This is a genomic window from Pacificibacter marinus, from assembly GCF_018860665.1.
GTDB classification, from domain to species: domain Bacteria; phylum Pseudomonadota; class Alphaproteobacteria; order Rhodobacterales; family Rhodobacteraceae; genus Celeribacter; species Celeribacter marinus_A.
Genome location: NZ_JAHKPK010000003.1, coordinates 41,268 through 65,129, shown reverse-complemented (window position 1 = coordinate 65,129; position 23,862 = coordinate 41,268). Strand labels below are relative to the sequence as shown.

Sequence of the window (23,862 nt, the reverse complement as noted above, 5' to 3'; positions counted from 1 at the left end):
GCGATCCCAACTCTGATAGGGCCCCATGCGATATATCTCTACACGCGGCACCGCGCCCGCCTTGAACTTCGAAGATGCAATGCTCACTGGTCTGGCCTCTGATGGCGGGCTCTATGTGCCTGAAACCATTCCGACCATGACTGCGGACGAAATCACCGCTTTAGCCGGCCTGTCCTATGAGGACATCGCGTTTCGGGTGATGAAGCCGTTCATCGGCGATACGTTCACCGACGCTGAATTCAAAGAGATCATCGCGAAATCTTATGCAGGCTTCGGCCATGATGCCCGCGCGCCGCTTGTGCAGCTTGGGCCGAACCATTTCCTACTTGAGCTGTTCCATGGTCCGACGCTTGCGTTCAAAGACTTCGCCATGCAACTCATCGGACAATTGTTCCAAGCGGCTTTGTCGCGCTCTGGAAAACGCGTGACAATCGTGGGGGCGACCTCTGGCGACACCGGTTCTGCCGCTATTGAGGCCTTCAAAGGCCTGTCCAACGTTGATGTGTTTATCATGTATCCGCATGGTGGTGTCTCCGATGTGCAACGTCGTCAGATGACCACACCGGTTGAAAGCAACGTCCACGCGCTGGCTGTGGAAGGCGATTTCGATGATTGCCAAGCAGCGCTCAAAGACATGTTTGCCGATATCGATTTCCGCGATGGTGTGAAACTCGCAGCGGTGAATTCGATCAACTGGGCCCGCGTTTTGGCGCAAGTTGTATACTATTTCTCATCTGCCGTGTCCTTGGGCGCGCCGCATCGCAAAGTGTCTTTCACCGTACCAACAGGAAATTTCGGTGACATATTTGCTGGCTACATCGCTAAGAAAATGGGCCTACCGATTGAGAAGCTGGTGATCGCCACCAATCAAAATGACATTCTGCACCGGACCATGCAAACGGGCGCCTACACCAAAGAGGGCGTGACACCGTCGATGTCACCGTCGATGGACATCCAAGTGTCATCCAACTTTGAACGTGCTTTGTTCGATGCTTATGGCCGCGATGGTGGTGCCGTCGCGCAACTGATGGATGAGTTGAAATCAGGTGAATTCAAAATCTCTCAAGGGGCGATGGAAACTTTGCGTGATACCTTCTCCTCTGGGCGCGCGTCCGAGGATGAGACCTCAGCAACCATTAAAGACATGCAGATCCGCACCACGGAAGTTCTGTGCCCGCATTCTGCCGTTGGCGTCAAAGTCGCTGAAGAAAACCTGTCCGACGTGCCAATGATCACATTGGCCACAGCACATCCTGCGAAATTCCCTGCAGCCGTTAAAGCGGCCTGCGGTATTCACCCCGACCTGCCCATGCATATGGCCGACCTGTTTGACCGTGATGAACGGTTTACAGTGGTGCCAAACGATCTGGCGGGTCTTAAATCTCTAGTGAAGGAGCGCATTTCTTGAGCCTCAAAACACACCGGCTCAGCAATGGCCTACGCATCGTGACCGAACATATGCCCTCAATGGAAAGCGCTTCGATTGGCGTTTGGGTCCAAGCGGGCGGGCGGCATGAACGTCTAGAGCAAAATGGCATCGCGCATTTTCTGGAACATATGGCGTTCAAAGGCACCGCTCGTCGCAGCCCGTTGGAAATCGCTGAAGTTCTTGAAAACGTGGGCGGATACCTGAACGCCTATACCTCGCGAGAAACGACAGCTTATTACGCGCGTGTGCTCAAAGAGGACGTACCTTTGGCGCTGGACGTGATCGCTGATATTGTGTTGAACCCGATTTTTGATGCGCGGGAACTTGAGGTCGAGCGTGGCGTGATTTTGCAAGAGATCGGCCAAGCTCTGGATACGCCAGACGATATCATTTTCGATTGGTTGCAAGGCGTGTCTTACCCCGATCAAGCCGTGGGGCGGACCATTTTAGGCCCTGAAGACCGCGTGCGGGCCTTTAGCCGCGAAGACCTTGCAGGCTTTGTCGAAGAACACTATTCGCCCGAACGTATGGTCTTATCCGCTGCTGGTAATGTGGATCATGACAAAATCGTCGCTGAGGCTGAAAAACTGTTTGGCCATTTGACAGCCCATGGCAGTGATTACATCGATCCCGCAAATTTTGTTGGCGGCGAACATCGCGCAAATAAGGATCTTGAGCAGGTCCATGTCGCCATCGCCTTTGAAGGTCCAAGCTACCGCGACAAAGACATCTACATTGCGCAAGCTGCCACCACAGCACTTGGTGGGGGCATGTCATCGCGTCTGTTCCAATCCGTGCGTGAACAAAAGGGTCTGTGCTATACGATTTACGCCCAAAGCGGTGCCTACTCTGACACCGGCGTGACCACGATCTATGCGGGCACCTCTGGCGAAGATGTGACGCAACTGACCGAATTGACCATGGACGAATTGAAACGCGCAGCGGATGACATGTCTGACGCTGAGGTTCAACGCGCCTGTGCGCAGATCAAAGCCGGTCTGTTGATGGGCTTGGAAAGCCCCGGGTCGCGTGTGGAACGTAATGCGCGGATGATCGGCATTTGGGATCGCGTGCCCAGCTTGGCTGAAACCGTGGCGAAAATCGATGCCGTCACCACCCAAGGTGTGCGTGATTTTATTGGTCAAATGGGAACGGGTCGCGCGGCTATGGCGCTCTACGGCCCCGCTGAAACAGCGCCATCATTAGAGACACTTAAAGCAAGGCTTGTTGCATAATGTTCGCGCGGCGCCCCAAGGTTCGGATCGAGACTGAGCGTATGACGTTGCGCCTGCCGACCCATGGGGATTATCGCGCTTGGTGTGAGCTGCGCGCCAATGGTGCACCGTTTTTGCAGCCTTGGGAACCAACGTGGTCCGTTGATCATTTGTCGCGTAAAGGCTTTACCAACCGTGTGTATTGGGCGCAGCGTTCTGTAGCGTCGGAAACGGCCCTGCCGCTGTTCTTAACCCGCCGCGAAGATGGTGCATTGCTTGGGGCTTTGACGCTGGACAACATACGTCGTGGTCCTGCGCAAGCGGGCACCGTTGGCTATTGGATCGGTTCTGAATTCGCCCGCCAAGGTTATATGCGCGAAGCGCTTAGCGGCGTTGTGCACTATGCTTTTAGTAAGCTGGACCTGAGCCGTATTGAGGCTGCTTGTCTGCCTGAAAACATCTCCTCGCGTGGGGTCTTGGAAAAGGCAGGCTTTAAATATGAAGGCGTCGCGCAGTCTTATTTGCAGATCAACGGCCGCTGGCGCAATCACGTTCTATACGCTTATTTGCGCAACGATCGGCGCGGTCCGACCCAAGTGGGATTGGCCTAGCCATTCCATACGACCCACAGGAGACTTTAATGCCCACAACCGCCACACCAGAGTTTCTTGATAAGCTATACGCCGCCCTGCCTGAGGGGACATTTCGTGCACATAAAGATGGCGAACTTGATGACCCGCGTGGGCGTCATCAGGGATTAAGTGTGACAGTGGCGATGCCGCGAACTGTTATGGAAGTTTCAACAATCGTGCGATTGTGCTTTGAGGCCGATGTGGGGGTTGTCCCGCTTGGTGGGGGAACGGGGTTGGTCTTGGGACAGGTGGTCTTTGAAGGCCCCGCGCCAGTTGTGATCTCGCTTGAGCGCATGACCGCTGTGCGCGAAATCTACCCGTCAGAAAACGCGATGGTGGTCGAGGCGGGCGCAATTTTGCATGATGTACAGGCGGCGGCTGAAGCTGTTGATCGGTTGTTCCCACTGTCTTTGGCATCCGAGGGCAGCTGTCGCATTGGCGGCAATCTTGCGACCAATGCTGGCGGTTTGAATGTCCTGCGCTATGGCAATACCCGCGATCTGTGTTTGGGGCTTGAGGTTGTTTTGGCCGACGGTACGATTTGGAATGGCCTCAAACGCCTGCGTAAAGACAACACTGGCTATGACTTGAAAAACCTGATGATCGGTTCCGAAGGTTCACTTGGTATCATTACAGCGGCGACCCTGCGGTTGTTTCCGCGCCCCCGACACGAGGCTGCTGCGATCTTGGTTGTGGATGATCCACAGGGCGCGATTGATTTGCTGGCATTGGCGCAGCAAACTTTGGGTGAAGGCATATCTGCTTTCGAAATGATCTCTGGCGTCGGTTTGGACTTTCTAGCCGAGACACTGCCCGATGTGCGCCAACCCTTTGAAACAAGGCCCGATTGGTGCGTGTTGATCGATCTGGGGCTCTCTGGCGAGGGCGATCCTAAGGATATGCTTTTGGGCTTGTTTGAGGCCGCATCAGAGACGGGCTTGGTCTCCGATGGGGTGATTTCGCAAAACGAGGCGCAGCGTCAAGCGTTCTGGTCCGTGCGTGAAAACATCCCGACCGGCAATCGTCACATCGGGTCTATTTCGTCTCACGATATTTCTATTCCGCTGTCGCGCATTCCCGACTTTATTCCTGAAGGCATCACAAAACTGCAAGCTTTGGGAGATGTTCGCATCAACTGTTTTGGTCATTTGGGGGATGGAAATCTGCACTACAATGTCTTTCCCGCAAAAGGGCGGGACCGCGCAGAATTTGATGACATTCGTGGAGCTGTGAAACAATGCGTGCATGATTTGACGCAGGCCTATGATGGTTCCATCAGCGCAGAGCATGGGGTTGGACGATTGAAAGTTGCAGACCTAGAACGATACCAAGACCCTGTAAAACTCGCCGCGATGCGGGCGATCAAACAGGCCTTGGATCCTAAGGGTATTCTGAACCCAGGGGCGGTACTTCGGCCGAAGTGACTTTGGCGCGCGTGATTTGGCAAACATATAGAAAACTACGCTTTATAGAAAGGCGCGGCCTTAGCTGCCTTCAAAGTCGCACAACGTCTTGATGTCATATCCTAAGGCTTCCAATTTCTGGCGCCCGCCAAGCTCAGGTAAGTCCACGATAAAAGCGCAACTGACGATTTCCCCACCCAAACGTTCGATCAGTGTTATTCCGGCTTCTGCCGTGCCTCCTGTGGCCAAAAGATCGTCTACGACCAAGATTTTTTCACCTGCTTCAATCGCGTCATCATGCAGCTCGACCGTCGCTTGGCCATATTCCAATTGATAGTCTTGTGAAATCACAGCGCCCGGCAACTTGCCAGCTTTGCGCACTGGCACGAAGCCCACTGACAATTGATGCGCCACAGCGCCCCCCAATATAAACCCACGTGCTTCAAGTCCCACGACCTTGTCGATCTGCATGCCGACATAAGGTGCTAGCATTTGATCAATGGTCAAACGCATCCCGCGCGGATCGGCAAACAAGGTGGTGACATCGCGAAACATGATCCCTTTGTGTGGAAAATCAGGGATAGTGCGGATGTAGTCTTTGACGGTTTTCATTGAAAAGTCCTTCGGTCAGTGACGCGTTTAGCTGCGTTTCAGGCTGACGGTTAAAGCGCTCATCGCGATCAAGGCAACCCCGCCGCCACGCGTCAAGTTACGCAAAATGCGGGGCTTGGCAATTGTCTTGCGCAAGCTGCCAGCGAGTAGGGCGTAACACAGAGCATTCAAAAATCCGAGCGTGGCGAAGGTTGCGATCATCACTGTAAATTGCGGCGCTAATGCTGCCTCTGGTGTGATAAAATGCGGCACAAAGGCAATGAAAAAACCAATACTCTTGGGATTCAGCGCGGTCACGATAAAAGCGTGGGAAAACACTTTGCGTTCACTTACGTTTTCAGTGCGCATCAAATCGCCCATTTGTGTTGAACCAGCCGAGCGCAACATATTGACCCCAAGGTACAAAAGATAGGCTCCCCCGATCCATTTGATCACCGTAAAGGCAAGAGCAGAGGTCACGATCAGCGCACCAAGCCCCAGCAGTGACGCAGTCATGGCCAACACATCGCCCAGCCCAACACCCATGGCACTGGCCACGGCCACGCGCCGCCCTTGGCCCAAAGCATAAGACAGTACCAACAAAACCGTGGGGCCTGGAATAACTATCAAGGCAAGAGAGGCCGTGGCAAAGGCAACCCAAAGTTCAAATGGCATTACTCTATCCTTTCAAAACACGGCCAGCGACCGCATCAAGCTTGGCAATAAGCGCAGGATCGCGTTTGTCTGGCGCAGTCATTACAGCGTATTCCAACGCGCGATCACACCCATGTTCACATGGGGCGTAAGCTGCGCCCAGCAGCTTTGGCATTGCCGCCACCAAAGATTTCGCAGTGGCTGAATTGGCCCCAAGCGTGGCAATAATTGCGTTGATGTCCACCGCACCATGATCTGGGTGCCAGCTGTCAAAGTCGGTGATCATCGCCACGGAGGCATAACAAATCTCGGCTTCGCGGGCCAATTTTGCCTCGGGCATATTGGTCATGCCGATTACGTCACAGCCCCAGCTGCGGTACATTTTACTTTCCGCGATGCTGGAAAATTGCGGGCCTTCCATGGCCAAATATGTGCCGCCTTTGTGTACTGTCACACCTGTGGCGCGCGCGGCCTCATATGCCAGCCCAGATAAGCGCTCGCAAACAGGGTGTGCCACAGAGACATGCGCCACGCAGCCTGTACCAAAAAAGGTTTTCTCGCGTGCGAATGTGCGGTCAATAAACTGATCAACAATGACAAAATCACCCGGTGCCATGTCTTCGCGGAACGATCCGCAGGCCGAAACAGACAACAGATCGGTCACGCCAAGCCGTTTAAGCGCATCGATATTCGCCCGATAAGGAACAGTCGTCGGCGTGTGAACATGTCCGCGGCCGTGACGTGGCAAAAAAGCCATTTTTACGCCATCCAACACGCCCGTCAAAATTTCATCGGATGGGGTGCCCCAAGGCGTCTCGACCTTTTGCCAAACCGCGTTTTCAAGCCCGTCGATTTCGTAGACGCCAGAGCCGCCCATCACACCAATCACGCGTTCCATTTTGACCCCTTATATTCGCATTTGATCAAAGCCTAAGCTCTTCTGCCTTTGGCGAAAAGGGACAATGCGCCCCGAATCACGATATGTTTAAAGGCTGCGTGTTGCAGACTGGCGTAACCGATCAAAAAGCAATAGAAGCGCCCGTGAAACGAGCAGGTTTTGATGCGTATACAGTTCGACACAGGCCCTCTTGCGGGGGCAGCCTCGTCAGCGTCCAGTGCAAAGGCGGCGCAAGGTACGGTGTTTGAGACACCGTCTTCGATCATCCGTGCCTATACGAAAGATGACCTACCCGCAGCGTTCAAAGCCGTTGCAAATGCCCAAGCCCAAGGCGCGTGGCTCGCGGGGTATATGTCGTATGAATTGGGCATGTTGCTTGATCCTGCATTGCTTCGTTTTGCCCGAACAGGTGATCTGCTGCCATTGTTGGAATTTGGTGTCTATGAAGCGCCAAAGCCTTTGAACGAAATTCAGAATGTCGCAAATGTGCAATCTGATCTGTCACCTGCTTGGACGTTGGAACGCTACACAACCGCTTTCGATCGTGCCAAAGCTTATATTGAGGCCGGCGATTGTTATCAGGTGAATCTGACCTTTCCGATGGCTGTGCATTGCGACGGGTCAGCGCGTCAGTTGTATGATGCTTTGCGCGCGCGCCAACCTGTGCCGTTTGGCGCTTTTATTGAAACCGATCACCATACGCTTTTGTCACGTTCGCCAGAGCTGTTCTTTAAGACTGACGCTTCTGGCCGCATCACCGTGCGTCCGATGAAGGGCACCGTGGCGCGTGGGGCAGATGTCGTGCAAGACGCGGCTGCCAAAGCTTGGCTTATGGGGTCCCAAAAAGATCAGGCTGAAAACCTGATGATTGTTGATTTGTTGCGCAATGACCTGTCGCGCGTCTCTGAAGTGGGCAGTGTCAAAGTGCCAAACTTGTTTGACATCGAGGCCTATAAGACCGTCTATCAAATGACCTCGACCGTCACAGCGCAGCTGTTGGCGGGCACTGACTTTTACGACTTATGCAAAGCCTTATTCCCTTGCGGGTCTATCACTGGCGCGCCGAAAATTCGCGCGATGGAAATCATCGAAGAGTTGGAACAAGCGCCGCGTGGGGCCTATTGCGGTGCGATTGGCTGGATCGCGCCTGATGGGGCGTCTGAATTCAACGTCGCTATTCGCACGCTTGTGTTCGAGACCGGATCGAGCATCGGCCACCTGAATGTGGGCGGTGGGTTGGTCTATGACAGCCAAGCGGAATCGGAATATAATGAGGCTTTGTTGAAAGCGGAGTTTGCGCGGTTATGAGCCTTTCCCAAACAAACACCCCCCAAGAGTTTCGCGTGATTGAAACGCTGGGATGGTCTGCGCAAACGGGGGCGCAGCGGTTGGATCGTCACCTTGTACGCATGTCTGGTACCTGCGCGGCTTTGGGGATTTCCTTTCCGAAAGAACAGCTTTTATTTCTCATCAATGACGTGTCGTCGGATCATGATTTGCGCATTCGCCTGACTGTAGACCGTGATGGGCAGGGCGCTTTGGAGCAATGGCCCTTGGCAAAAACTGCGGATCACTGGACCGTCGCGATTGCCGATCAACGCGTTGACAGTGCGGATCGCTGGTTGGGACATAAAACCACTATGCGCGCGCTTTATGATACTGCGCGGGGCAATCTGCCTGCGGGCATTGATGAATGGATATTCTTGAATGAACGCGGTGAGGTCTGCGAAGGCACGATCACCAATCTGTTTGTGCAAGATGGCGACAGATTGCTGACGCCGCCGCGCACCTCAGGCTTGTTGCCGGGAATTTTGCGGGCGGAGCTGTTGGATTTGGGCCGCGCGGTTGAAGCTGATCTGACCGTGTCGGAATTGGAACGTGCCGATGCGATATTTTGCGGCAATGCATTGCGTGGATTGATTAAGTCGACCCTTATTCGCGCCGAATAACCCCAGTGATCGCCGCCGCGCCCAAGGCAGAAATGATCCAGCCTGCGGCGGTAAACGCCCAACGCATCCACCAAAGCGTCGCGCCCCAAGGGCCGCGATTTGTTGACGGTGCCCAAGCTTGGGTCTGGCCGAAGTCTACTATAGGAATGACGATATCAGCGGCATAGGCGACAGGGGAGAAGCTTTCCCAGTCTTTGCCAACGACAGTTTCACCCCATGCTTGGGCTTGATTTGGCGCGTTGCTCAGCGCGCGCCAATCATCTGAATTGAGAATCAGCGCAGAATTGGGGGCGAAATCACCCGCTTTCCAAGCCTGATCTGCCGCTCCCCACGCGAAAAGGATGAATGTCAGCAGAACTGCAATAGCATTTTCTGGTTTATATCCATGACCGATGAAGCGCAGCGACGTCACATGCCATATCCAAAGCGCAGCGTTGTTTAAGTCACGCCATGCGCTTGCAACGCCGACACCCCAATTGCCATTTGGCTTGATAACTCGTTCTTTGCGATCTTGCGCTTTGAGCTTGCCCGCTAAGGCCACTTTGATTTCACGCGCATCGCGTTCATGCCCCATTTCGTGCAAGATTTTGGCGAGTTGATTGTAGGGTTGGGGGCGGAATTTTTCGACAGTGTTGTCGCTTGTTTTGAGCCAACGTAGCCGCGCTTTATAATCTGTAGAGCTTGTGTCTCCGCCAATCTGATCATAGGTAAATCCATCTAGGATCAAATCTGTAACCTTGCCCCAGCTTTCAGGGTCATCAACCAGAGTTCCGATCTTGGCTGAAGTCAAGTCAAGCCGCCCCACTACAGATTTGATGTCGCGAAAGTGAAATCCTGCTTTGATTTCTATTTCTTGTAGGTGGAGCGTGTTACCCGATCTAGCTGAAAAGGTTGCACCACTACACTCAAAAGTTTTTCCAATTTTTGCGCCGACCAGATCAACCATTGCAGTGGCGACGCATCGATTTAGGAATAAACTATTTTTAATCTCAGCCCCACGCAGGTCAAGGCCAACACCATCTTCGACTCCAAATATTACGTCGCTGCAAGTCAAATCTCCACCTGTAATTGTCTGTTCTGCAAAGAATGCAGGCAGGTGACTGCCCATCAGACTTAGGTGTTTTAAGAAGACCGCTCTATGTGCGTATACTGGGTTCTGAAAACGGCAGAGCATAAATGCGGCATTGCCATGGATCGTGCAATCTAGGAGGTCCAATTCACCCGAAATAACCGCGCCACTAATGGCAACACCGTATTCCGCGGCATCCCTCGCGTCTTTGGGGCGTGTTAAAGCATAGCGCAGGACATCGGCGCGGATATGGCGAGTTGGGTTTGGCGTGGCCCAATCGTCAGGGGCGTTGGGCAATTCACCCAATTCGCAATTTACGCCGCCGACCAAAGCCAGTTTCAGCTTTTGCTCAGCGAGCGTCAAACCACCCTGATAGTGCGCTTCAACATCGTCCCAGCTTTCAAATTTTTGCATAAATCCCCAACCTCTCAATTCGGCGACTATGACCTGTCACAAAGTGACCGTCTAGCAATAGAGCAACATAAATTAGGCAAACAAGTTCCCTCACACGGAGTGTGTGACACGGGTGAAAACGCGTGCTATACGCCGCGCAAACGTACAATCAGACATTTGGGGAACTCCCGTGACACAATCGACACTCGCCGCTTTTGCGGAGAAATTATCATTGCCGAATAGCGGCAATACGCGGCTGACGCCGATGCAGGCCAAGACGGATGTTTTGTCTGGCTTGACGGTGGCTTTGGCTTTGGTGCCAGAGGCTGTGGCCTTTGCTTTTGTGGCTGGGGTGAACCCGCTTGTTGGGCTTTACGCGGCCTTTATGGTCGGGTTTGTGACCTCTCTAATCGGCGGGCGTCCGGGGATGATTTCGGGGGCCACTGGCGCGCTGGCGGTCGTGATGGTGGCTTTGGTCGCGGATCACGGTGTCGAGTATTTGTTTGCCACTGTGGTGTTGATGGGAATCTTGCAGGTTTTGGCGGGGGTGTTCCGCTTGGGTAAATTCATTCGCCTTGTGCCGCATCCTGTGATGCTGGGCTTTGTGAATGGCTTGGCGATTGTGATTTTCCTTGCGCAGATGACGCAGTTTAAGATGGCGGATGCCGCGGGCAATATGCAGTGGATGCCAACGGGGACGCTGGCGTTGATGCTGGGTCTTGTGGCGTTGACCATGGCTGTTGTTTGGGGCTTGCCCAAATTTACCAACGTGATCCCAGCGCCTTTGGCGGGGATTTTGGTCACGGCTGTGGTTGTGATCGTGTTCGATATTCCAGTGCCACGCGTGGGCGATTTGGCCTCTATCGAGGGCGGTTTTCCGAAATTCCACATCCCAATGGTGCCGATGTTTGACAGTCTGCCACAGTTCTTTGATGTGATGCATGTGATCTTTCCCTACGCGTTGATTTTGGCGGCAATCGGTTTGATCGAGAGCCTGTTGACGTTGAACCTTGTGGGCGAGATCAAGGGCGAACGCGGCGGAGTGTCTCAAGAATGTGTGGCACAGGGCGTGGCCAATGTTGTGACTGGCTTTTTTGGCGGCATGGGCGGCTGTGCGATGATCGGGCAATCGATGATCAACGTGAAATCGGGCGGGCGCACACGTTTGTCAGGTTTTTCAGCAGCAATCTTTTTGTTGGCGTTTATCATGATCGCGTCACCGCTGATCGAGGTCATTCCATTGGCCGCGCTGGTGGGCGTGATGTTCATGGTGGTGATCGGGACCTTTGCTTGGAATTCGTTCAAAGTGATGCGCAAGGTGCCCCGTATCGACGCCTTTGTGATCGTACTTGTGACTGTGGTGACGGTGTTCGAAGACCTTGCGATTGCGGTGGTCGTGGGCGTTGTCGTCTCGGCTTTGGCCTATGCGTGGCAGAACGCGTCACGCATTCACGCCAAGACATATGAGACACCTGAAGGCGCGAAAGTGTACCAAATTCAGGGGCCTTTGTTCTTTGGGTCTGCGGAAGGTTTCCAAGAGTTGTTTGATCCAGCCAATGATCCCTCTATGGTGATCGTTGATTTTGCAGACAGTCGCGTGGCGGATCAGTCGGCCTTGAACGCGGTGGAAAGTGTTGCGGCGAAATTTGAGGCAGCAGGCAAGGAAATCCAGTTGCGTCACCTGAGCCATGACTGTCACCGTTTGCTGACCAACGCTGGGCATTTGATGGTCGATAGTGATGATGATCCTGACTACGAGATCGCGACGGATTACACCGTACGCACAGGGATTTTGTCCGGCGGTCACTAAGGCATATGCGGTAGATTGAGATGAATAAGCCCTCCGGTTTCGGGGGGCTTTTTTCGTTGAGGCCGTGGGGTTTTCGCGTTTGGGTGTGGCGACCTGAGATGTCGTCTGGCCTGTGAGGGAGGAGGAGCCATGTTATGTGAAGAGGGCAAGGCATTGGACCTCTTGTGCCGTGTCCTGCCAGTCTTGTGCAGCTTATGCCAACCGCCAGACTGAGATCAGAGTGGGCTGTCGTCGCATATAAAAATGCCACCGCCCTATGTTTAGGGCGATGGCATCGTAACGTTCAAAGTCTCGTTTGATTATTCGTAGAGCGAAGGCAACCAAAGAGAAACAGCAGGGACGTATGTGACCAAGATCAGAGCAAACAAGATGGCCAAGTAGAATGGCCAGATGGATTTGAGCGCTTGTTCAATCTTAACCTTACCCACGGCGCAGCCAACGAAAAGACAGGTCCCAACAGGTGGCGTACAAAGGCCAAGTCCGAGGTTGATCAACATCATGATGCCGAATTGTACAGGATCCATGCCCAAGCCGACTGCGATAGGCAGGAAGATCGGTGTACAGATCAGGATCAAAGCGGCCATGTCCATGATCATGCCGAGGCACAACAAGATGAGGTTGATCATGATCAAGATCACGATGGGGTTGTCCGAGATAGACACCAGCAAATTGCTGAGCTTTCCAGGCACTTGGTACAGAGCCAACAGGTAAGCAAAGGAGCTTGCGAAGGCGATCAAGATCATCACCATGGCTGTAGTGCGTACAGCACCCACCACTGAGACTTTGAACGCATCCCAGCTGAGGCTGCGGTAGTAGAATTTGGTCAACAACACGGCGTAAACCGCACCGAAGGCACCAGATTCAGTCACAGTAAAGACACCAGATAATGTGCCACCTACGATGATAACAGCAGTCATGAAGCCAGGAAGCGCATCAATAGAGGCATTCAAAATTGCGCGCCATCCAGGGAAAGGCTCAGAGGGGTAGTTGTGTTTGATCGACAGGATGTAGGCTGCAATGGCCAAGCAGACACACATCAAAATGCCGGGGATAACGCCGGCGAGGAACAGTTTCGACACGGAAATCCCGCCACCTGCTGCAACGGCAAAGATGATCATGTTGTGGCTTGGCGGAATAACAATACCGGCGATGGAGGAGGTTACAGTAACGTTTACCGCGAAATCTGGGCGATAGCCGCGTTCTTTCATAACAGGGATCAAAAGCGACCCAAGGGCTGAAATATCTGCAACCGCAGAGCCAGAGATGCCGCCGAACAGCATACTTGAAAAGATGTTCACCATCGCCAAACCACCTTTGAGGTGGCCAACCAAGGCGGATGCCAACTTAACCAAGCGCGAGGCGATACCACCGTGCAGCATGATTTCGCCTGCGAAGATAAAGAACGGAATGGCGAGAAGAGAGAACACAGTCACACCCGCTGTCGCACGTTGGAACGTGATCAACATTGGGAAGCCTTCGAACCAGAAGGCCGATGCGGCCGCGATGCCCATGGCGAATGCAACAGGGAAACCGATGACAACAGTGACGCCAAAGACGCCTAATAGAATGGCTAAACCCATGGTCAGTGTTCCTTGTAATCGTCTGTGAGCGACCATGCTCGAAACGTTAAAATGCGCATGAGTGCGCGGGTGCCCGCAAAGAGGAGGATCAATGCGCCACACGATGTAATGGCCAGTGTGCGAAAGCTTTCTGGGATATTGAGCATCGGCAGTTTCGAGGACCAGCCGAATTTCATCAGCGTAATGCCAGCAATCAACATAATCGCACCAAAGAGAGCCAAAATAATATCGATGGCGATAATCGCGACTTTTTGTGAGCTGACGGGCAGCATGTCGCGAAAGAGTGTCACCCCGATATGCGTGTCCTCTTTGACGCCTGCTGCGGCACCCAAAAAGGCGATGTAACAGATCAAGAGAAGAGCGAGCTGTTCAACCCATGTGGGGGTAGAGTTTAAGACGTAGCGCCCGAAGACGAGCCACCCGAAAGTGGAAATCAAAAGGACGAGAGACACAGCCGAGACACCAAGACAAAGGGCGCTTATACGATCAAGCGCCCGATCAAGAAATCTAAGCAAGGGGGTTGGATGTGACAATGTAGCCTCCGTATCACAAATGGACGAGCCCACAAGAGCGCAAAAGGCCCGCTTGCACCATGTCAAACGGGCCTTTCAAACCTATGTGGCCGTTATCAGTCCGCGTTGCGGATCATGTTAACCAAGTCAGTTAGGTCTGGGTTGTCTGCGAGGAAGCCCTCGTAAACAGGTGTCATAGCAGCTTGGAATGGTGCTTTGTCAGCGATCGTGTTCACGATTGTGCCGCCAGCTTTAACAGTTTCCATGCTTGATGCTTCACGTTCTTGCCACAGTTCACGCTGAAGATTAGCACTGTTGCGGCCTGCAGTCATAACGATATCTTGCTGCTCAGGAGTCAATTTTTCCCAAGTTTTGAGGCTCATGCAGAGACATTCTGGAATGATCAGGTGTTCTGTCAATGAGTAGTAAGATGCAACCTCATAGTGGTTTGTTGACTCGTAGGATGGTGGGTTGTTTTCCGCACCGTCGACAACGCCCGTTTTGATGGACTGGTACACTTCTGCGAAGGCCATTGGTGTGGCGTTGCCATCCATTGCTGCAACCATGTCAACGAACAAGTCGTTGTTCATGACGCGCATTTTAAGACCTTCAACATCAGCTGGTGTGTTGATTGGGCGCACAGAGTTGTAGAAAGAACGCGCGCCAGCGTCGTACCAACCCAAAGGAACGATACCTTTGGCAATCATGCCTGCGCCGATTGCCTCACCAACTTCACCATCCATCATTTCATACATCGCAGGGATGCTTGGGAAGATGAACGGCAAAGACACAACGTTGGTCTCTGGAATTGATTGACCCATCGGCCCAAGGCTGAATTCACCAAAGTCGATGATGCCGAGACGAATTTGCTCGATTGCGTCAGGCTGGCTGCCCAAAACGCCGTTGTGGTATGTTTCGGCAGTCACTTCGCCATTGGTTTTCTCAGCGATTTCGTCTGCGAATGAATCCATTGCGAGAGACACTGGGTAGTCTTCTACGTGGATGTTCCAGCCGCGCATGTCGAGCGCATTCGCCATAGATGCGGTTGTGCCAACAAGTACAGCACCGAGTGCCAGTTTTTTAAAGCCACTTACAAATTTCATTGTGATCCTCCCTGATCAATTTGAATTCGGGCGCGAGCCGTCTTGTCACAAAATGGTTTTGCAAGAAGACATATACGCCATGTTCAATACTAGTATTCTAGAAAGTAACGACTGTCAAAATATGTTTGCGTCTGATAGCCATCTTCGCGAAAAAAATATGTAACCTTTTGAAGTTAAACGTTACTTAACGATTTCGATTTTGCCGCCATGCGTCTCTTTGGTTTGTTCGGCTTAAACTTTACGCAGAATCCTAGGTTGAATGCATAAAAAATAGCCCTAGCGTGGGGTGTGCATTACTAGTATACTAGAATTCATAAGCAGTGACCTGAACTCAATTGACGTGCCGTTTGGAATGCGGCGCAGATTTGGTTTTTTGGCTCTACTCCTTTCTGGTCGATCGTCTGTTGCTCGGCAGGGCATAGGTGCTTGGCCGACAAAAGCATTGGCGCGCAATGCCGTCGCCAAGTCAATGATAGACCCGCATGAGGACATATATATGCCAAACCCGAAACCCGCTTCCGAGCTGCCTTTGAACAGCGATACCATTGAACTTCTGAAAGGGGTCAGTACGGCCACTGTGGCGACGCTGCTCTACAAAAAAGGGTTTAAATCCTGTTTTATTCAGGGTGTTGCGCCTCTTCAGGCAGAGACAAAGCGCATGGTTGGTCCTGCATTCACATTGCGTTATATCGCGGCGCGTGAAGACACTGATCCTATTGAGGCCTTTCGTGAAAGAGACCACCCACAACGTGTTGCGATTGAAACCTGCCCAGAGGGGTCTGTTTTGGTCATGGATTGTCGCCAAGATTCGACGGCTGCCTCTGCTGGCTCCATCTTGTTGACGCGTCTTGAGGGGCGTGGCGGCGCAGGTGTTGTGACAGACGGGGGGATTCGCGATGCAGCGGGGGCTGCCAAATTGGACATGCCCGTCTTTGCGGCCAAAGCCTCTGCGCCAACGAATCTGACCAAACACCACGCCATCGACATTGATGTGCCTATCAGCTGTGGTGGCGCTGCGGTCTATCCTGGCGATATTATTCTAGGCGACGGCGACGGTATCATGGTGATTCCGCGTCACCTCGCGAATGAAATCGCAGCGGAAGGCGCACCAATGGAGTTGTTTGAGGATTTCGTTCTTGAAGAAGTGAAGCGCGGCGTTTCGATCATTGGACTGTACCCGCCGACCGATCCCGATACTTTGGCACGGTTTGAGGCTTGGAAAGCGAAGCGCTAATCAGCGATCTATGTGCGATAAGACTGTAATAAGGCGCACCCGAGTGATTCGGGTGCGCCTTTTTTGTGGTCGCATGACATTTTGTGCGAAGATCAGGCTTTACAAGAAATCGTCACGACGTGGCGTGAAGCTATCGATCAATGTGCCGGGCTCTAAGCAAACGCAGCCATGAAGCTGACCAGAGGGCACGACAAAACTGTCGCCGGGGCCAACTTCGTGTTGTTCATCACCCAATGTGAACGTGAAACGCCCGCTTTCAACGTAAGTTGACTGCACATGAGGGTGGTTGTGAAGTGCGCCTGTGGCGCCCTCCGCCGCAAAGCGGAAGGCGACCACCATTAGGTGAGGGTGATCGGATAGCACTTGTCGTGTGACGCATTCGCCTGTCGTAACAACCGGATACTGTGACATATCACTCAATCCCTCATCTCTGATTTAGCTGAACAGCATGCCGCCGTTGATGTCGACGTTTGTCCCTGTGATGAACGAGCTGTCGTCACATGCGAGGAACAGAACCAAGTTGGCAACATCTTCGATTGTACCTTGGCGTTTCACAGGCGCAGCTGCTTCATAGCCGCGACGACCTGCGTCAGGTGTGTGGATGTTGTGGAAATCTGTGTCGATCATGCCTGGGCACAAAGCGTTGACGCGGATTTTTGGACCCAATTCTTTGGCCAGACCACGTGTCATAGTCATAATAGCGCCTTTAGAAGTCGCGTATGCAACAGCACCGCCGCCGCCACCGTCACGTGCAGCTTGGCTTGCAAGGTTAACGATTGTGCCTGAGTCCATGTGCGCAAGGCAAGCTTTGGTCATCAAGAAGGTGCTGGTCAAGTTCAGGTCCATTACGGCCTGCCAGTGCTCGAGCGGCATTTCGGCGATGGTTTTACGTGCGATCAAGCCGCCAGCGTTGTTGACCAAAACGTCCACAGAGCCGAAGTCTGCAACGGTTTTAGCAACAAGTGCCTCAACATCTGCAGCTTTGGTCAAATCGCCTTTCAATGCAAAAGCTTTGCCGCCGTTTGCGATGATTGTCGCAACAGTTTTTTCAGCACTTTCGCTGCTTGCGAAATAGTTGATCGCAACATTCGCACCCTCGGATGCCAATTTAAGTGCCGCTGCCATGCCGATGTCGCGTCCGCCACCGGTGACGATTGCTGTTTTACCCTGAAGTTTCATTCGTTTAGCTTCCTTTTCGTTGTAAATAAGATGCGGCAGTTAAGAGCCGTCGAATCGTGAGGTGCAAAAGCAACTCTTGTGCTGTAAGGCTCAACCCTCAAAAATGCGTTTTCGGTAGGGATGTCCCGCCTTGATCGCATGTTTGGTCGAGCCATTTGATGTTGAGCTACATCTCAGCCCCGATCTTTGCAGACAAGGGCGCGATATTGGGAGTGTTTCGGGCGTCCAAGCGGTGAGCACCTTGAAGGGTGTTCGCAGCCTTTATGTACTTGGGACGTCTAAAACCTAACATATGTGCCTCACATGCATTCTAATTGTGCGCTTTGCGCGTGCAATGGGCGACTCTTGCGTCGCCCTCCGTTCTGGGATACTAGTAATCAATGCAATGTTCCAGTAAAATTTATCAAAGATCGGTTGCGCAAATCTGCAAACCCATCTGCGGTAAATCGTAAAGCTCAGAAATCGAGCCTCTTGGAGTTTGGCGCGAAGGCGAATACAACCGAGTTTCGAAGGAAGACGATAAGAACGGATAGGGAGGTGGCGTTGTGCCGCGAGTGATACAGGACGGCGTAAGACGGACAAGCGTTGATAATATCTTTGACTATATACAAGAAGAGATTTTAACGCTGAGGTTGCGGCCAGGAGATAAAATTTCCGAAGCTGATATTGCGGCGCGTTTTGGTGTGTCACGCCAACCTGTACGGGATGCCTTCAGTCGACTGTCTAACCTTGATCTCTTGCTTATCCGTCCGCAACGCGCAACCGAGGTAAAGCGCTTTTCCATGCGCGAGATCGTGAAATCCCGTTTCGTGCGTGCCGCTGTTGAAACCGAAGTGCTGCGTCGCGCCGCACTTCACTGTGATGCGGCCAGTGGGGCCAAGCTGGATGCTGCATTGAAAGACCAAGAACGCGCCATTGCCGATCGCGATGTCGATGGTTTCGGTAAGTTGGATTATGCCTTTCACGAAATGCTATGTGGGATCGCGCGGGCGGAATTCGCCTTTGATGTGATCATGGCGGAAAAGTCCAAAGTGGATCGTTTGTGTATGCTTGGCCTGTCCAAAGAGGATCGCATGCCAGAACTTGTTGCAGACCACCATGCAATTGCAGATGGCGTAAAAGCAAACGACCCTCTCAAGGCGATTGAGGCAGGGATGCTGCATTTGTCACGGCTGGATGAAACGATCAAACAAATCTCGTCCACGAATGCTAACTATTTCGAGCCCTTTGAGCGTTAACCGTTTTTCCTTAACTGTCGGGCCGCACCAGTTCGAACAAATCGGTCACCTGCGCGTAATCTCGGTAGCCTAAGCGCGACAAAAGCTGTGCAGTGATCACGTCAAAACGCCCGTCAACAATGCAATCATCTCGCATACGCACGCCAATGACTTCGCCAAAAATGGCGTGATTATCTGCGCCCTCAAGCCGAATGATCTGCGTGACTTTGCATTCCAAAGTGGCCGGTGCATCTAAAACACGTGCGCAAGAAATCGTATCGCATTCGGTTTTAGTGAGGCCGGCATGTACGAACTCATCCACATCACCACTAACGGCTTGCGATGACAGGTTCATGGCGTCGGCCATAGGTGCACCCACCAAATTGACAGCAAATTCCCCCGTGGCCTCAATGTTATTCAGGCTGTCTTTACGCCCCGAGCTTGAAAACATCACTTGTGGCGGCACATAGGCGACAGCATTGAAAAATGAATAAGGGGCAAGATTATCGATGCCGTCTTTCGAACGCGAAGAAATCCACCCAATTGGGCGCGGTGACACGATGGCATTGAAAGGATTGTGCGGCAGGCCGTGGCCGTCTTCGGGGCGATAAAACATGGTTGGGTCTCTTTGTCCAAAAAAGGCGCATGAAATGCAGCGCGTGATGCGTTGCCCCTTACCTAGTGCCGTGATAGCAGAATTTCGAGCGAAATATCGCGCGACAGATTGGGTCGCTTGATGTGAAAGATGTGAACAGGGGGCTGGGGTGTACAAACTCGAAGTCGAAAATGCAGATGACATGTGGGAGGTCGAAAGCCTTTATGACACATGTTTTGCCCCTGGGCGCGAGGCTTTGTCCTCGTATCGGTTGCGTGATGGTGTCCTCAAAGTTACAGATCTATGTCTTGTCGCACGCGATGAACTTGGGATTGTATCGGCGGCCATTCGCTATTGGCCCATTCACATTGGCCCGCAAAAAGTCGTGGCTTTGCTGCTTGGCCCCATCGCCGTGCATCCAACACGTCAAGGTGAGGGTCTGGGCGGGTTGTTGATGCAAGACAGCATGGAACGCGCGCGCGTTTTGGGTTGGAAACGGGTGATGTTGGTGGGGGATGAACCCTATTATCGTCGTTTCGGATTCACGCTGCTCAAAGACGTGCGTATGCCGCCGCCGACAAACCCCGAACGGGTTTTGGGCGTGGCTTTGACAGAGGGGGCTTGGGATGGCGTGGCGGGGTCGGTCGAGCGTGTGATTTAAAGGGGCCAATTGGCACTTGGCAAAGTTGAAACCAGTCCCCACATTGTTTCCATGAAACATAAAACGCCCAGTCTATATGATGGAGAGGCCGCAGTTTTGCAGGCTCCCACGCCCGAAGCCATCCGCGCTTTGGCCGCACGATTGCGCCGTGCCAATAATCCGGGGATGCAGGTGCTCAATATGGTGGGGGGCACAGCAGACGGTTTGTTCAGTAAACTGCCTGCGCCTGTGCGCACGCAGCTGGAAACCGTCACCATGTCGGCGCTCGAATTGGCCTTTGATGGCGCGTCGCGATCCCGTAAAAACGGTTTTGAGGGCGGCGGCTGGTTGTCGAAAGCGGTGTCGTCTGGCCTTGGGGCTGTGGGCGGGGCAGGTGGGTTGCCCACTGCCTTGGCCGAACTGCCCGTGACCACAACAATTTTGTTGCACGCGATCCAAGCCGTGGCAAAAGAACATGGGTTTGACCCCGAACGCGAGGACGTGCGCAAGGCATGCATCTCTGTCTTTGCCGCCGCTGGGCCACTCGAAGATGACGACGGTGCGGATCTCGGTTTTTTGACCACACGCACCACACTGACGGGGGCCACACTTAATGGCATCATCGCCCGTGTCGCACCACGTCTGTCTGTTGTCTTGGGGCAAAAACTGGCGGCGCAAACCGTGCCTATATTGGGTGCCGTTGCTGGGGCTGCGACCAATTACGCCTATACCGCCTATTACCAAGACATGGCGCATGTGACGTTCGGAATGCTGCGCCTCAGTGAGGATTCCGGCGAAAGTTTCGAGGCACTCAAAGACATGCTGCGGGCTGAAATGTCAGATAAGTCAGACGGCTAAGGCAAGTGATGCGGCTAAGGCGTGATGCCTTGGTCGGCCAAATAGGCTGCCACATCCGTCCGTACTGTCTGTTCGCCACGCGTGGCCGCTGAGTCAATCAATTGCGCCACAGCATCCAAGTTCACTTGACGCAACACGTGTTTGATTGGGCCGATTGAGGCAGGGCGCATGGAAAGGGATTTTAATCCCATTGCAGCAAAACAGATTGCCTCAAGTGGACGCCCTGCGTCTTCGCCACAGAATGACACGGGCGTGCCATGGGCATCGCAACGATCCACGATTTGACGAATGAAGCTCAAAAACGACACATTCAACGTGTCATAGCGCCGCCGAACCCGTTCGTTTTCGCGGTCGGCCGCAAAGAAGAACTGTTTTAGGTCGTTACCACCGATTGAGATGAAATCCGTTTCGATAAAGAATTGATTAGGTGCAAAGGCTAAGGAGGGCGTTTCCAACATCGCGCCCACTTCCACGGATGTGGGCAGCACATGCCCCAAGCGTTCCTCATTAGCAAGCTCGGCATCGACCATCGCACGTGCAGCACGGAATTCTTCGAATTGTGCTACAAAGGGGAACATGATTGTCAGCGGGCGTCCAGCGCAGGCGCGGATCAGGGCCTGCAGCTGCATCCGCATCACGCCACGTTTATCAAGTCCAACACGGATAGCGCGCCAACCCATTGCGGGATTCGGCTCGTCTTGGGGTTTCATATAGGGCAGGACTTTATCTGACCCGATATCGAGCGTGCGAAAGGCCACACGTTTGCCGCGTGCGGCGTCCATCACATGACTGTAGAGTGTCGCAAGCTCGCCGCGTTTGGGCACGGAATTGCGGATCAAAAATTGCAGCTCTGTGCGAAACAGCCCCACGCCCTCGGCCCCAGATGAGCCGAGCGATGGCAAATCAGCCATCAGACCCGCGTTCATGTGCAGGGCAATGGTTTTGCCGCAAGGTGTGGTTGCTTTTTTATCAACGAGATCGATGTAGGCCTTGCTGGCTTCGGTCTGCATGGCGATTTTGTCGCGAAAGGCTGCAGCAACGCTGTCTTCGGGTCGCAAATGCACCACGCCCTGATCACCATCGACCAAAATTGCATCGCCATTGAGCGCCTTTGTGGTGATTTTCGCGGCATGAATGACCAAAGGAATGGCCAAAGCACGCGCAACGATCGCTGCGTGAGACCCGACCGAGCCTTGTTCCAAAACAATTCCGCGCAAGGATTTGCCATATTCCAACAGCTCGCCAGGGCCGATGTTGCGGGCGATCAAAATAGGGTCGTCGGGCATTTCGGCGCCAGTGTCCGATCCTTGCCCTGTCAAAATGCGCAACATGCGGTTGGACAGATCATCAAGATCATGCAATCGCTCGCGCAAATAGGCGTCAGGCACATTGGACAAACGGGTGCGCGCCAAGGATTGTTCTTTTTCAACGGCGGCTTCCGCAGAAAGACCGCGGCTGATGTCCGTTTCCATGCGGCGCAACCAGCTGCTGGAATTGGCAAACATGCGGTAGGCTTCTAGTACCTCGCGCTGATCTTTTTCTTTGGTGTCGACGCCAGACAGCATTTCATCGACGGAAATGCGCAGAGTGTTCACCGCGTCTCGCAACCGTTCCAATTCGACGTCTGGATCGTCAGCCACAGGATTGGTGACAACCACGCGCGGTTCATGCAGATAGACGTGGCCCTCTGCGACGCCTTCTTGGCCGGTTGCTCCGCGAAACATCACAGGATTTTGGTGCAGCGCACCAAGCGCGGATTCTTCGCCGACAAAGGCACCAAGTTCGGTCATTTCCGCCAGAACCATTGCCACAACTTCAAGCGCGTAAAGCTCGTCATCTGAAAACTGGCGCGCCTCTTTAGATTGGACAACCAAAACGCCAAGGGTGTCGCCAAGGCGTTGAATGGGCAGTCCTAGAAACGACGAGTAAATCTCTTCGCCGGTTTCAGGCATGTAGCGAAAGCCTTTGGACGAAGGGGCGTCAGCCGTGTTGACGATGCGCTTGGATTTGGCAACTCTGCCCACCAAACCTTCGCCGATGCGCATACGCGTTTGGTGAACCGCTTCGGCTTTTAGGCCTTCGGTGGCGCAAAGCTCCAAGGTTTCACTGTCGCGAAACAGATAGATCGAACACACTTCGGTGTGCATCGAATCCGCGATCAAATGGGTGATGCGGTTAAGACGCTCTTGACCTGCGCCATCTTCGGCCAAGGTGTCCCTTAGACGACCAAGCAGCTTTCGGCTTTCACTCTCAAGACTTTGCGACATTATATATTGCTCGTTCCCAGTTGGCCTGTTGTCGGCTCTCTTTTTACTAGAGCATAGATGGCCCCCTTGCCCATAGAAAATCAAGGACAAGAGGTGGCGTTTTTAGAGATATTAAAAAATAAGCATATATTTTCCGAAACTTACGCTGCACCTGCATGGTCTTTCTGCGTGTGCATTGTCGATTCTGGACGAGCGCTTCCAACAAAATAATACTTATTTTGAGTTGACTTGACGCTGACGCGCCCAACGAAAATACGAAATTAAAGTGTGTTTGGGCAGGCTTAGGTCCATTGCCACGCGGCCTTCACGGTACAATCGATCACAGCGCGCAGCCCTGTTGTGTCTTTGTGTCGTTCAGCTGTTTTACATCAACGCAGCATGTCGCGAATCTTTGTCGCTTTCTCGAAATGATCCAACTCGTGGGTTTCGATCCACCATCTGGCGGCTTCCATAAGCAGGGCAGGGTCATCGTTTTTGTTTTTGAAAAACGCATAAAAAGAAAGACCCACGTTGTCGCCCTTTGCGGCGATCTTAGCCTCGCAGACCGCGATGATTTTTTGACGTAAGCTGTCGCGCATGGGGAATACCTTTTTCAAATAAAAGCCTCCGCTCAGAGGTCTGGGCGGAGGCTGATC

At 53.1% G+C, this 23,862-nt stretch carries 23 protein-coding genes; 11 read left to right on the top strand and 12 right to left on the bottom strand.

What is annotated here, in order from left to right; all coding sequences use genetic code 11:
• The first annotated feature begins 25 nt into the window (after positions 1–25).
• The 4 genes from thrC to KO497_RS00960 are packed head-to-tail and all read left to right on the top strand — an operon-like array spanning position 26 to position 4,699.
• Positions 26–1,408: a threonine synthase gene (gene thrC / locus KO497_RS00975; RefSeq protein ID WP_215942104.1), complete on the top strand. Its 1,383-nt coding sequence runs from the start codon at positions 26–28 to the stop codon at positions 1,406–1,408.
• The gene (locus tag KO497_RS00970) at positions 1,405–2,664 is read left to right on the top strand and encodes a M16 family metallopeptidase (protein ID WP_215942103.1); all 1,260 of its coding nucleotides are present in this window, start codon (positions 1,405–1,407) and stop codon (positions 2,662–2,664) included. The genes thrC and KO497_RS00970 overlap by 4 nt, the downstream gene beginning before the upstream one ends.
• Positions 2,664–3,254, top strand: coding sequence for a GNAT family N-acetyltransferase (locus KO497_RS00965; protein ID WP_215942102.1), 591 nt, complete (start codon positions 2,664–2,666; stop codon positions 3,252–3,254). The genes KO497_RS00970 and KO497_RS00965 overlap by 1 nt, the downstream gene beginning before the upstream one ends.
• Before the next feature lie 29 nt (positions 3,255–3,283).
• Positions 3,284–4,699 carry an FAD-binding oxidoreductase gene (locus tag KO497_RS00960; protein WP_215942101.1) on the top strand — a complete coding sequence of 472 codons (1,416 nt, stop codon included), beginning with the start codon at positions 3,284–3,286 and terminating at the stop codon, positions 4,697–4,699.
• Between the two features lie 60 nt (positions 4,700–4,759).
• On the opposite strand, the gene KO497_RS00955 is transcribed toward KO497_RS00960, so the two are convergent.
• Genes KO497_RS00955 through KO497_RS00945 form a run of 3 tightly spaced genes read right to left on the bottom strand, consistent with a single transcriptional unit; the run spans position 4,760 to position 6,821 of the window.
• Positions 4,760–5,290: an adenine phosphoribosyltransferase gene (locus tag KO497_RS00955; protein ID WP_215942100.1), complete on the bottom strand. Its 531-nt coding sequence runs from the start codon at positions 5,288–5,290 to the stop codon at positions 4,760–4,762.
• A gap of 27 nt (positions 5,291–5,317) precedes the next feature.
• Complete coding sequence (locus tag KO497_RS00950; protein WP_215942099.1) at positions 5,318–5,944, bottom strand: LysE family translocator; 627 nt, start codon at positions 5,942–5,944, stop codon at positions 5,318–5,320.
• Between the two features lie 4 nt (positions 5,945–5,948).
• Positions 5,949–6,821 (bottom strand): S-methyl-5'-thioadenosine phosphorylase, encoded by an 873-nt coding sequence (locus KO497_RS00945; protein WP_215942098.1) that lies wholly within the window; start codon positions 6,819–6,821, stop codon positions 5,949–5,951.
• A 162-nt stretch (positions 6,822–6,983) separates the two neighbouring features.
• On the opposite strand from KO497_RS00945, the gene KO497_RS00940 reads away from it, so the two are divergent.
• Positions 6,984–8,129 carry an aminodeoxychorismate synthase component I gene (locus KO497_RS00940; RefSeq protein WP_215942097.1) on the top strand — a complete coding sequence of 382 codons (1,146 nt, stop codon included), beginning with the start codon at positions 6,984–6,986 and terminating at the stop codon, positions 8,127–8,129.
• Positions 8,126–8,770 carry an aminotransferase class IV family protein gene (locus tag KO497_RS00935; protein WP_215942096.1) on the top strand — a complete coding sequence of 215 codons (645 nt, stop codon included), beginning with the start codon at positions 8,126–8,128 and terminating at the stop codon, positions 8,768–8,770. The genes KO497_RS00940 and KO497_RS00935 overlap by 4 nt, the downstream gene beginning before the upstream one ends.
• Here KO497_RS00935 and KO497_RS00930 read toward each other — a convergent pair.
• Complete coding sequence (locus tag KO497_RS00930; RefSeq protein WP_215942095.1) at positions 8,754–10,253, bottom strand: hypothetical protein; 1,500 nt, start codon at positions 10,251–10,253, stop codon at positions 8,754–8,756. The two genes, KO497_RS00935 and KO497_RS00930, sit on opposite strands and share 17 nt — an antisense overlap.
• A gap of 244 nt (positions 10,254–10,497) precedes the next feature.
• Between KO497_RS00930 and KO497_RS00925 the strand changes: the two genes are divergently transcribed.
• Entirely contained in the window at positions 10,498–12,042 is a 1,545-nt protein-coding gene (locus tag KO497_RS00925; RefSeq protein ID WP_215942183.1) for a SulP family inorganic anion transporter, read from the top strand.
• Between the two features lie 299 nt (positions 12,043–12,341).
• Here the strand turns inward: KO497_RS00925 and KO497_RS00920 are convergent, their stop codons facing one another.
• The 3 genes from KO497_RS00920 to KO497_RS00910 form a co-directional block, all read right to left on the bottom strand.
• On the bottom strand, positions 12,342–13,622 hold the full coding sequence (locus KO497_RS00920) for a TRAP transporter large permease (RefSeq protein WP_215942094.1): 1,281 nt from the start codon (positions 13,620–13,622) through the stop codon (positions 12,342–12,344).
• Between the two features lie 2 nt (positions 13,623–13,624).
• A complete protein-coding gene (locus KO497_RS00915) occupies positions 13,625–14,155 on the bottom strand; it encodes a TRAP transporter small permease (protein ID WP_252729451.1) in 531 nt (176 codons plus the stop codon).
• Positions 14,156–14,250: 95 nt separating this feature from the next.
• Positions 14,251–15,237, bottom strand: a complete 987-nt coding sequence (locus tag KO497_RS00910; protein ID WP_215942093.1) for a TRAP transporter substrate-binding protein — start codon at positions 15,235–15,237, stop codon at positions 14,251–14,253.
• Positions 15,238–15,733: 496 nt separating this feature from the next.
• Between KO497_RS00910 and KO497_RS00905 the strand changes: the two genes are divergently transcribed.
• Entirely contained in the window at positions 15,734–16,471 is a 738-nt protein-coding gene (locus KO497_RS00905) for a ribonuclease activity regulator RraA (protein WP_215942092.1), read from the top strand.
• Positions 16,472–16,570: 99 nt separating this feature from the next.
• On the opposite strand, the gene KO497_RS00900 is transcribed toward KO497_RS00905, so the two are convergent.
• Positions 16,571–16,882 carry a cupin domain-containing protein gene (locus KO497_RS00900; RefSeq protein ID WP_215942091.1) on the bottom strand — a complete coding sequence of 104 codons (312 nt, stop codon included), beginning with the start codon at positions 16,880–16,882 and terminating at the stop codon, positions 16,571–16,573.
• Positions 16,883–16,906: 24 nt separating this feature from the next.
• Entirely contained in the window at positions 16,907–17,650 is a 744-nt protein-coding gene (locus KO497_RS00895) for an SDR family NAD(P)-dependent oxidoreductase (RefSeq protein ID WP_215942090.1), read from the bottom strand.
• A gap of 545 nt (positions 17,651–18,195) precedes the next feature.
• Here KO497_RS00895 and KO497_RS00890 point away from each other — a divergent pair.
• Positions 18,196–18,888 carry a GntR family transcriptional regulator gene (locus tag KO497_RS00890; protein ID WP_215942089.1) on the top strand — a complete coding sequence of 231 codons (693 nt, stop codon included), beginning with the start codon at positions 18,196–18,198 and terminating at the stop codon, positions 18,886–18,888.
• 10 nt (positions 18,889–18,898) lie between these two features.
• Here KO497_RS00890 and KO497_RS00885 read toward each other — a convergent pair whose 3' ends face one another.
• Positions 18,899–19,483 carry a flavin reductase family protein gene (locus tag KO497_RS00885; protein WP_215942088.1) on the bottom strand — a complete coding sequence of 195 codons (585 nt, stop codon included), beginning with the start codon at positions 19,481–19,483 and terminating at the stop codon, positions 18,899–18,901.
• 148 nt (positions 19,484–19,631) lie between these two features.
• On the opposite strand from KO497_RS00885, the gene KO497_RS00880 reads away from it, so the two are divergent.
• Positions 19,632–20,123 carry a GNAT family N-acetyltransferase gene (locus KO497_RS00880; RefSeq protein ID WP_215942087.1) on the top strand — a complete coding sequence of 164 codons (492 nt, stop codon included), beginning with the start codon at positions 19,632–19,634 and terminating at the stop codon, positions 20,121–20,123.
• A gap of 51 nt (positions 20,124–20,174) precedes the next feature.
• Positions 20,175–20,960 (top strand): EcsC family protein, encoded by a 786-nt coding sequence (locus tag KO497_RS00875; protein ID WP_215942086.1) that lies wholly within the window; start codon positions 20,175–20,177, stop codon positions 20,958–20,960.
• 14 nt (positions 20,961–20,974) lie between these two features.
• On the opposite strand, the gene ptsP is transcribed toward KO497_RS00875, so the two are convergent.
• The gene (gene ptsP, locus KO497_RS00870) at positions 20,975–23,227 is read right to left on the bottom strand and encodes a phosphoenolpyruvate--protein phosphotransferase (protein WP_215942085.1); all 2,253 of its coding nucleotides are present in this window, start codon (positions 23,225–23,227) and stop codon (positions 20,975–20,977) included.
• Between the two features lie 368 nt (positions 23,228–23,595).
• Positions 23,596–23,805 (bottom strand): DUF6500 family protein, encoded by a 210-nt coding sequence (locus KO497_RS00865; protein WP_215942084.1) that lies wholly within the window; start codon positions 23,803–23,805, stop codon positions 23,596–23,598.
• Between the last annotated feature and the right edge of the window lie 57 nt (positions 23,806–23,862).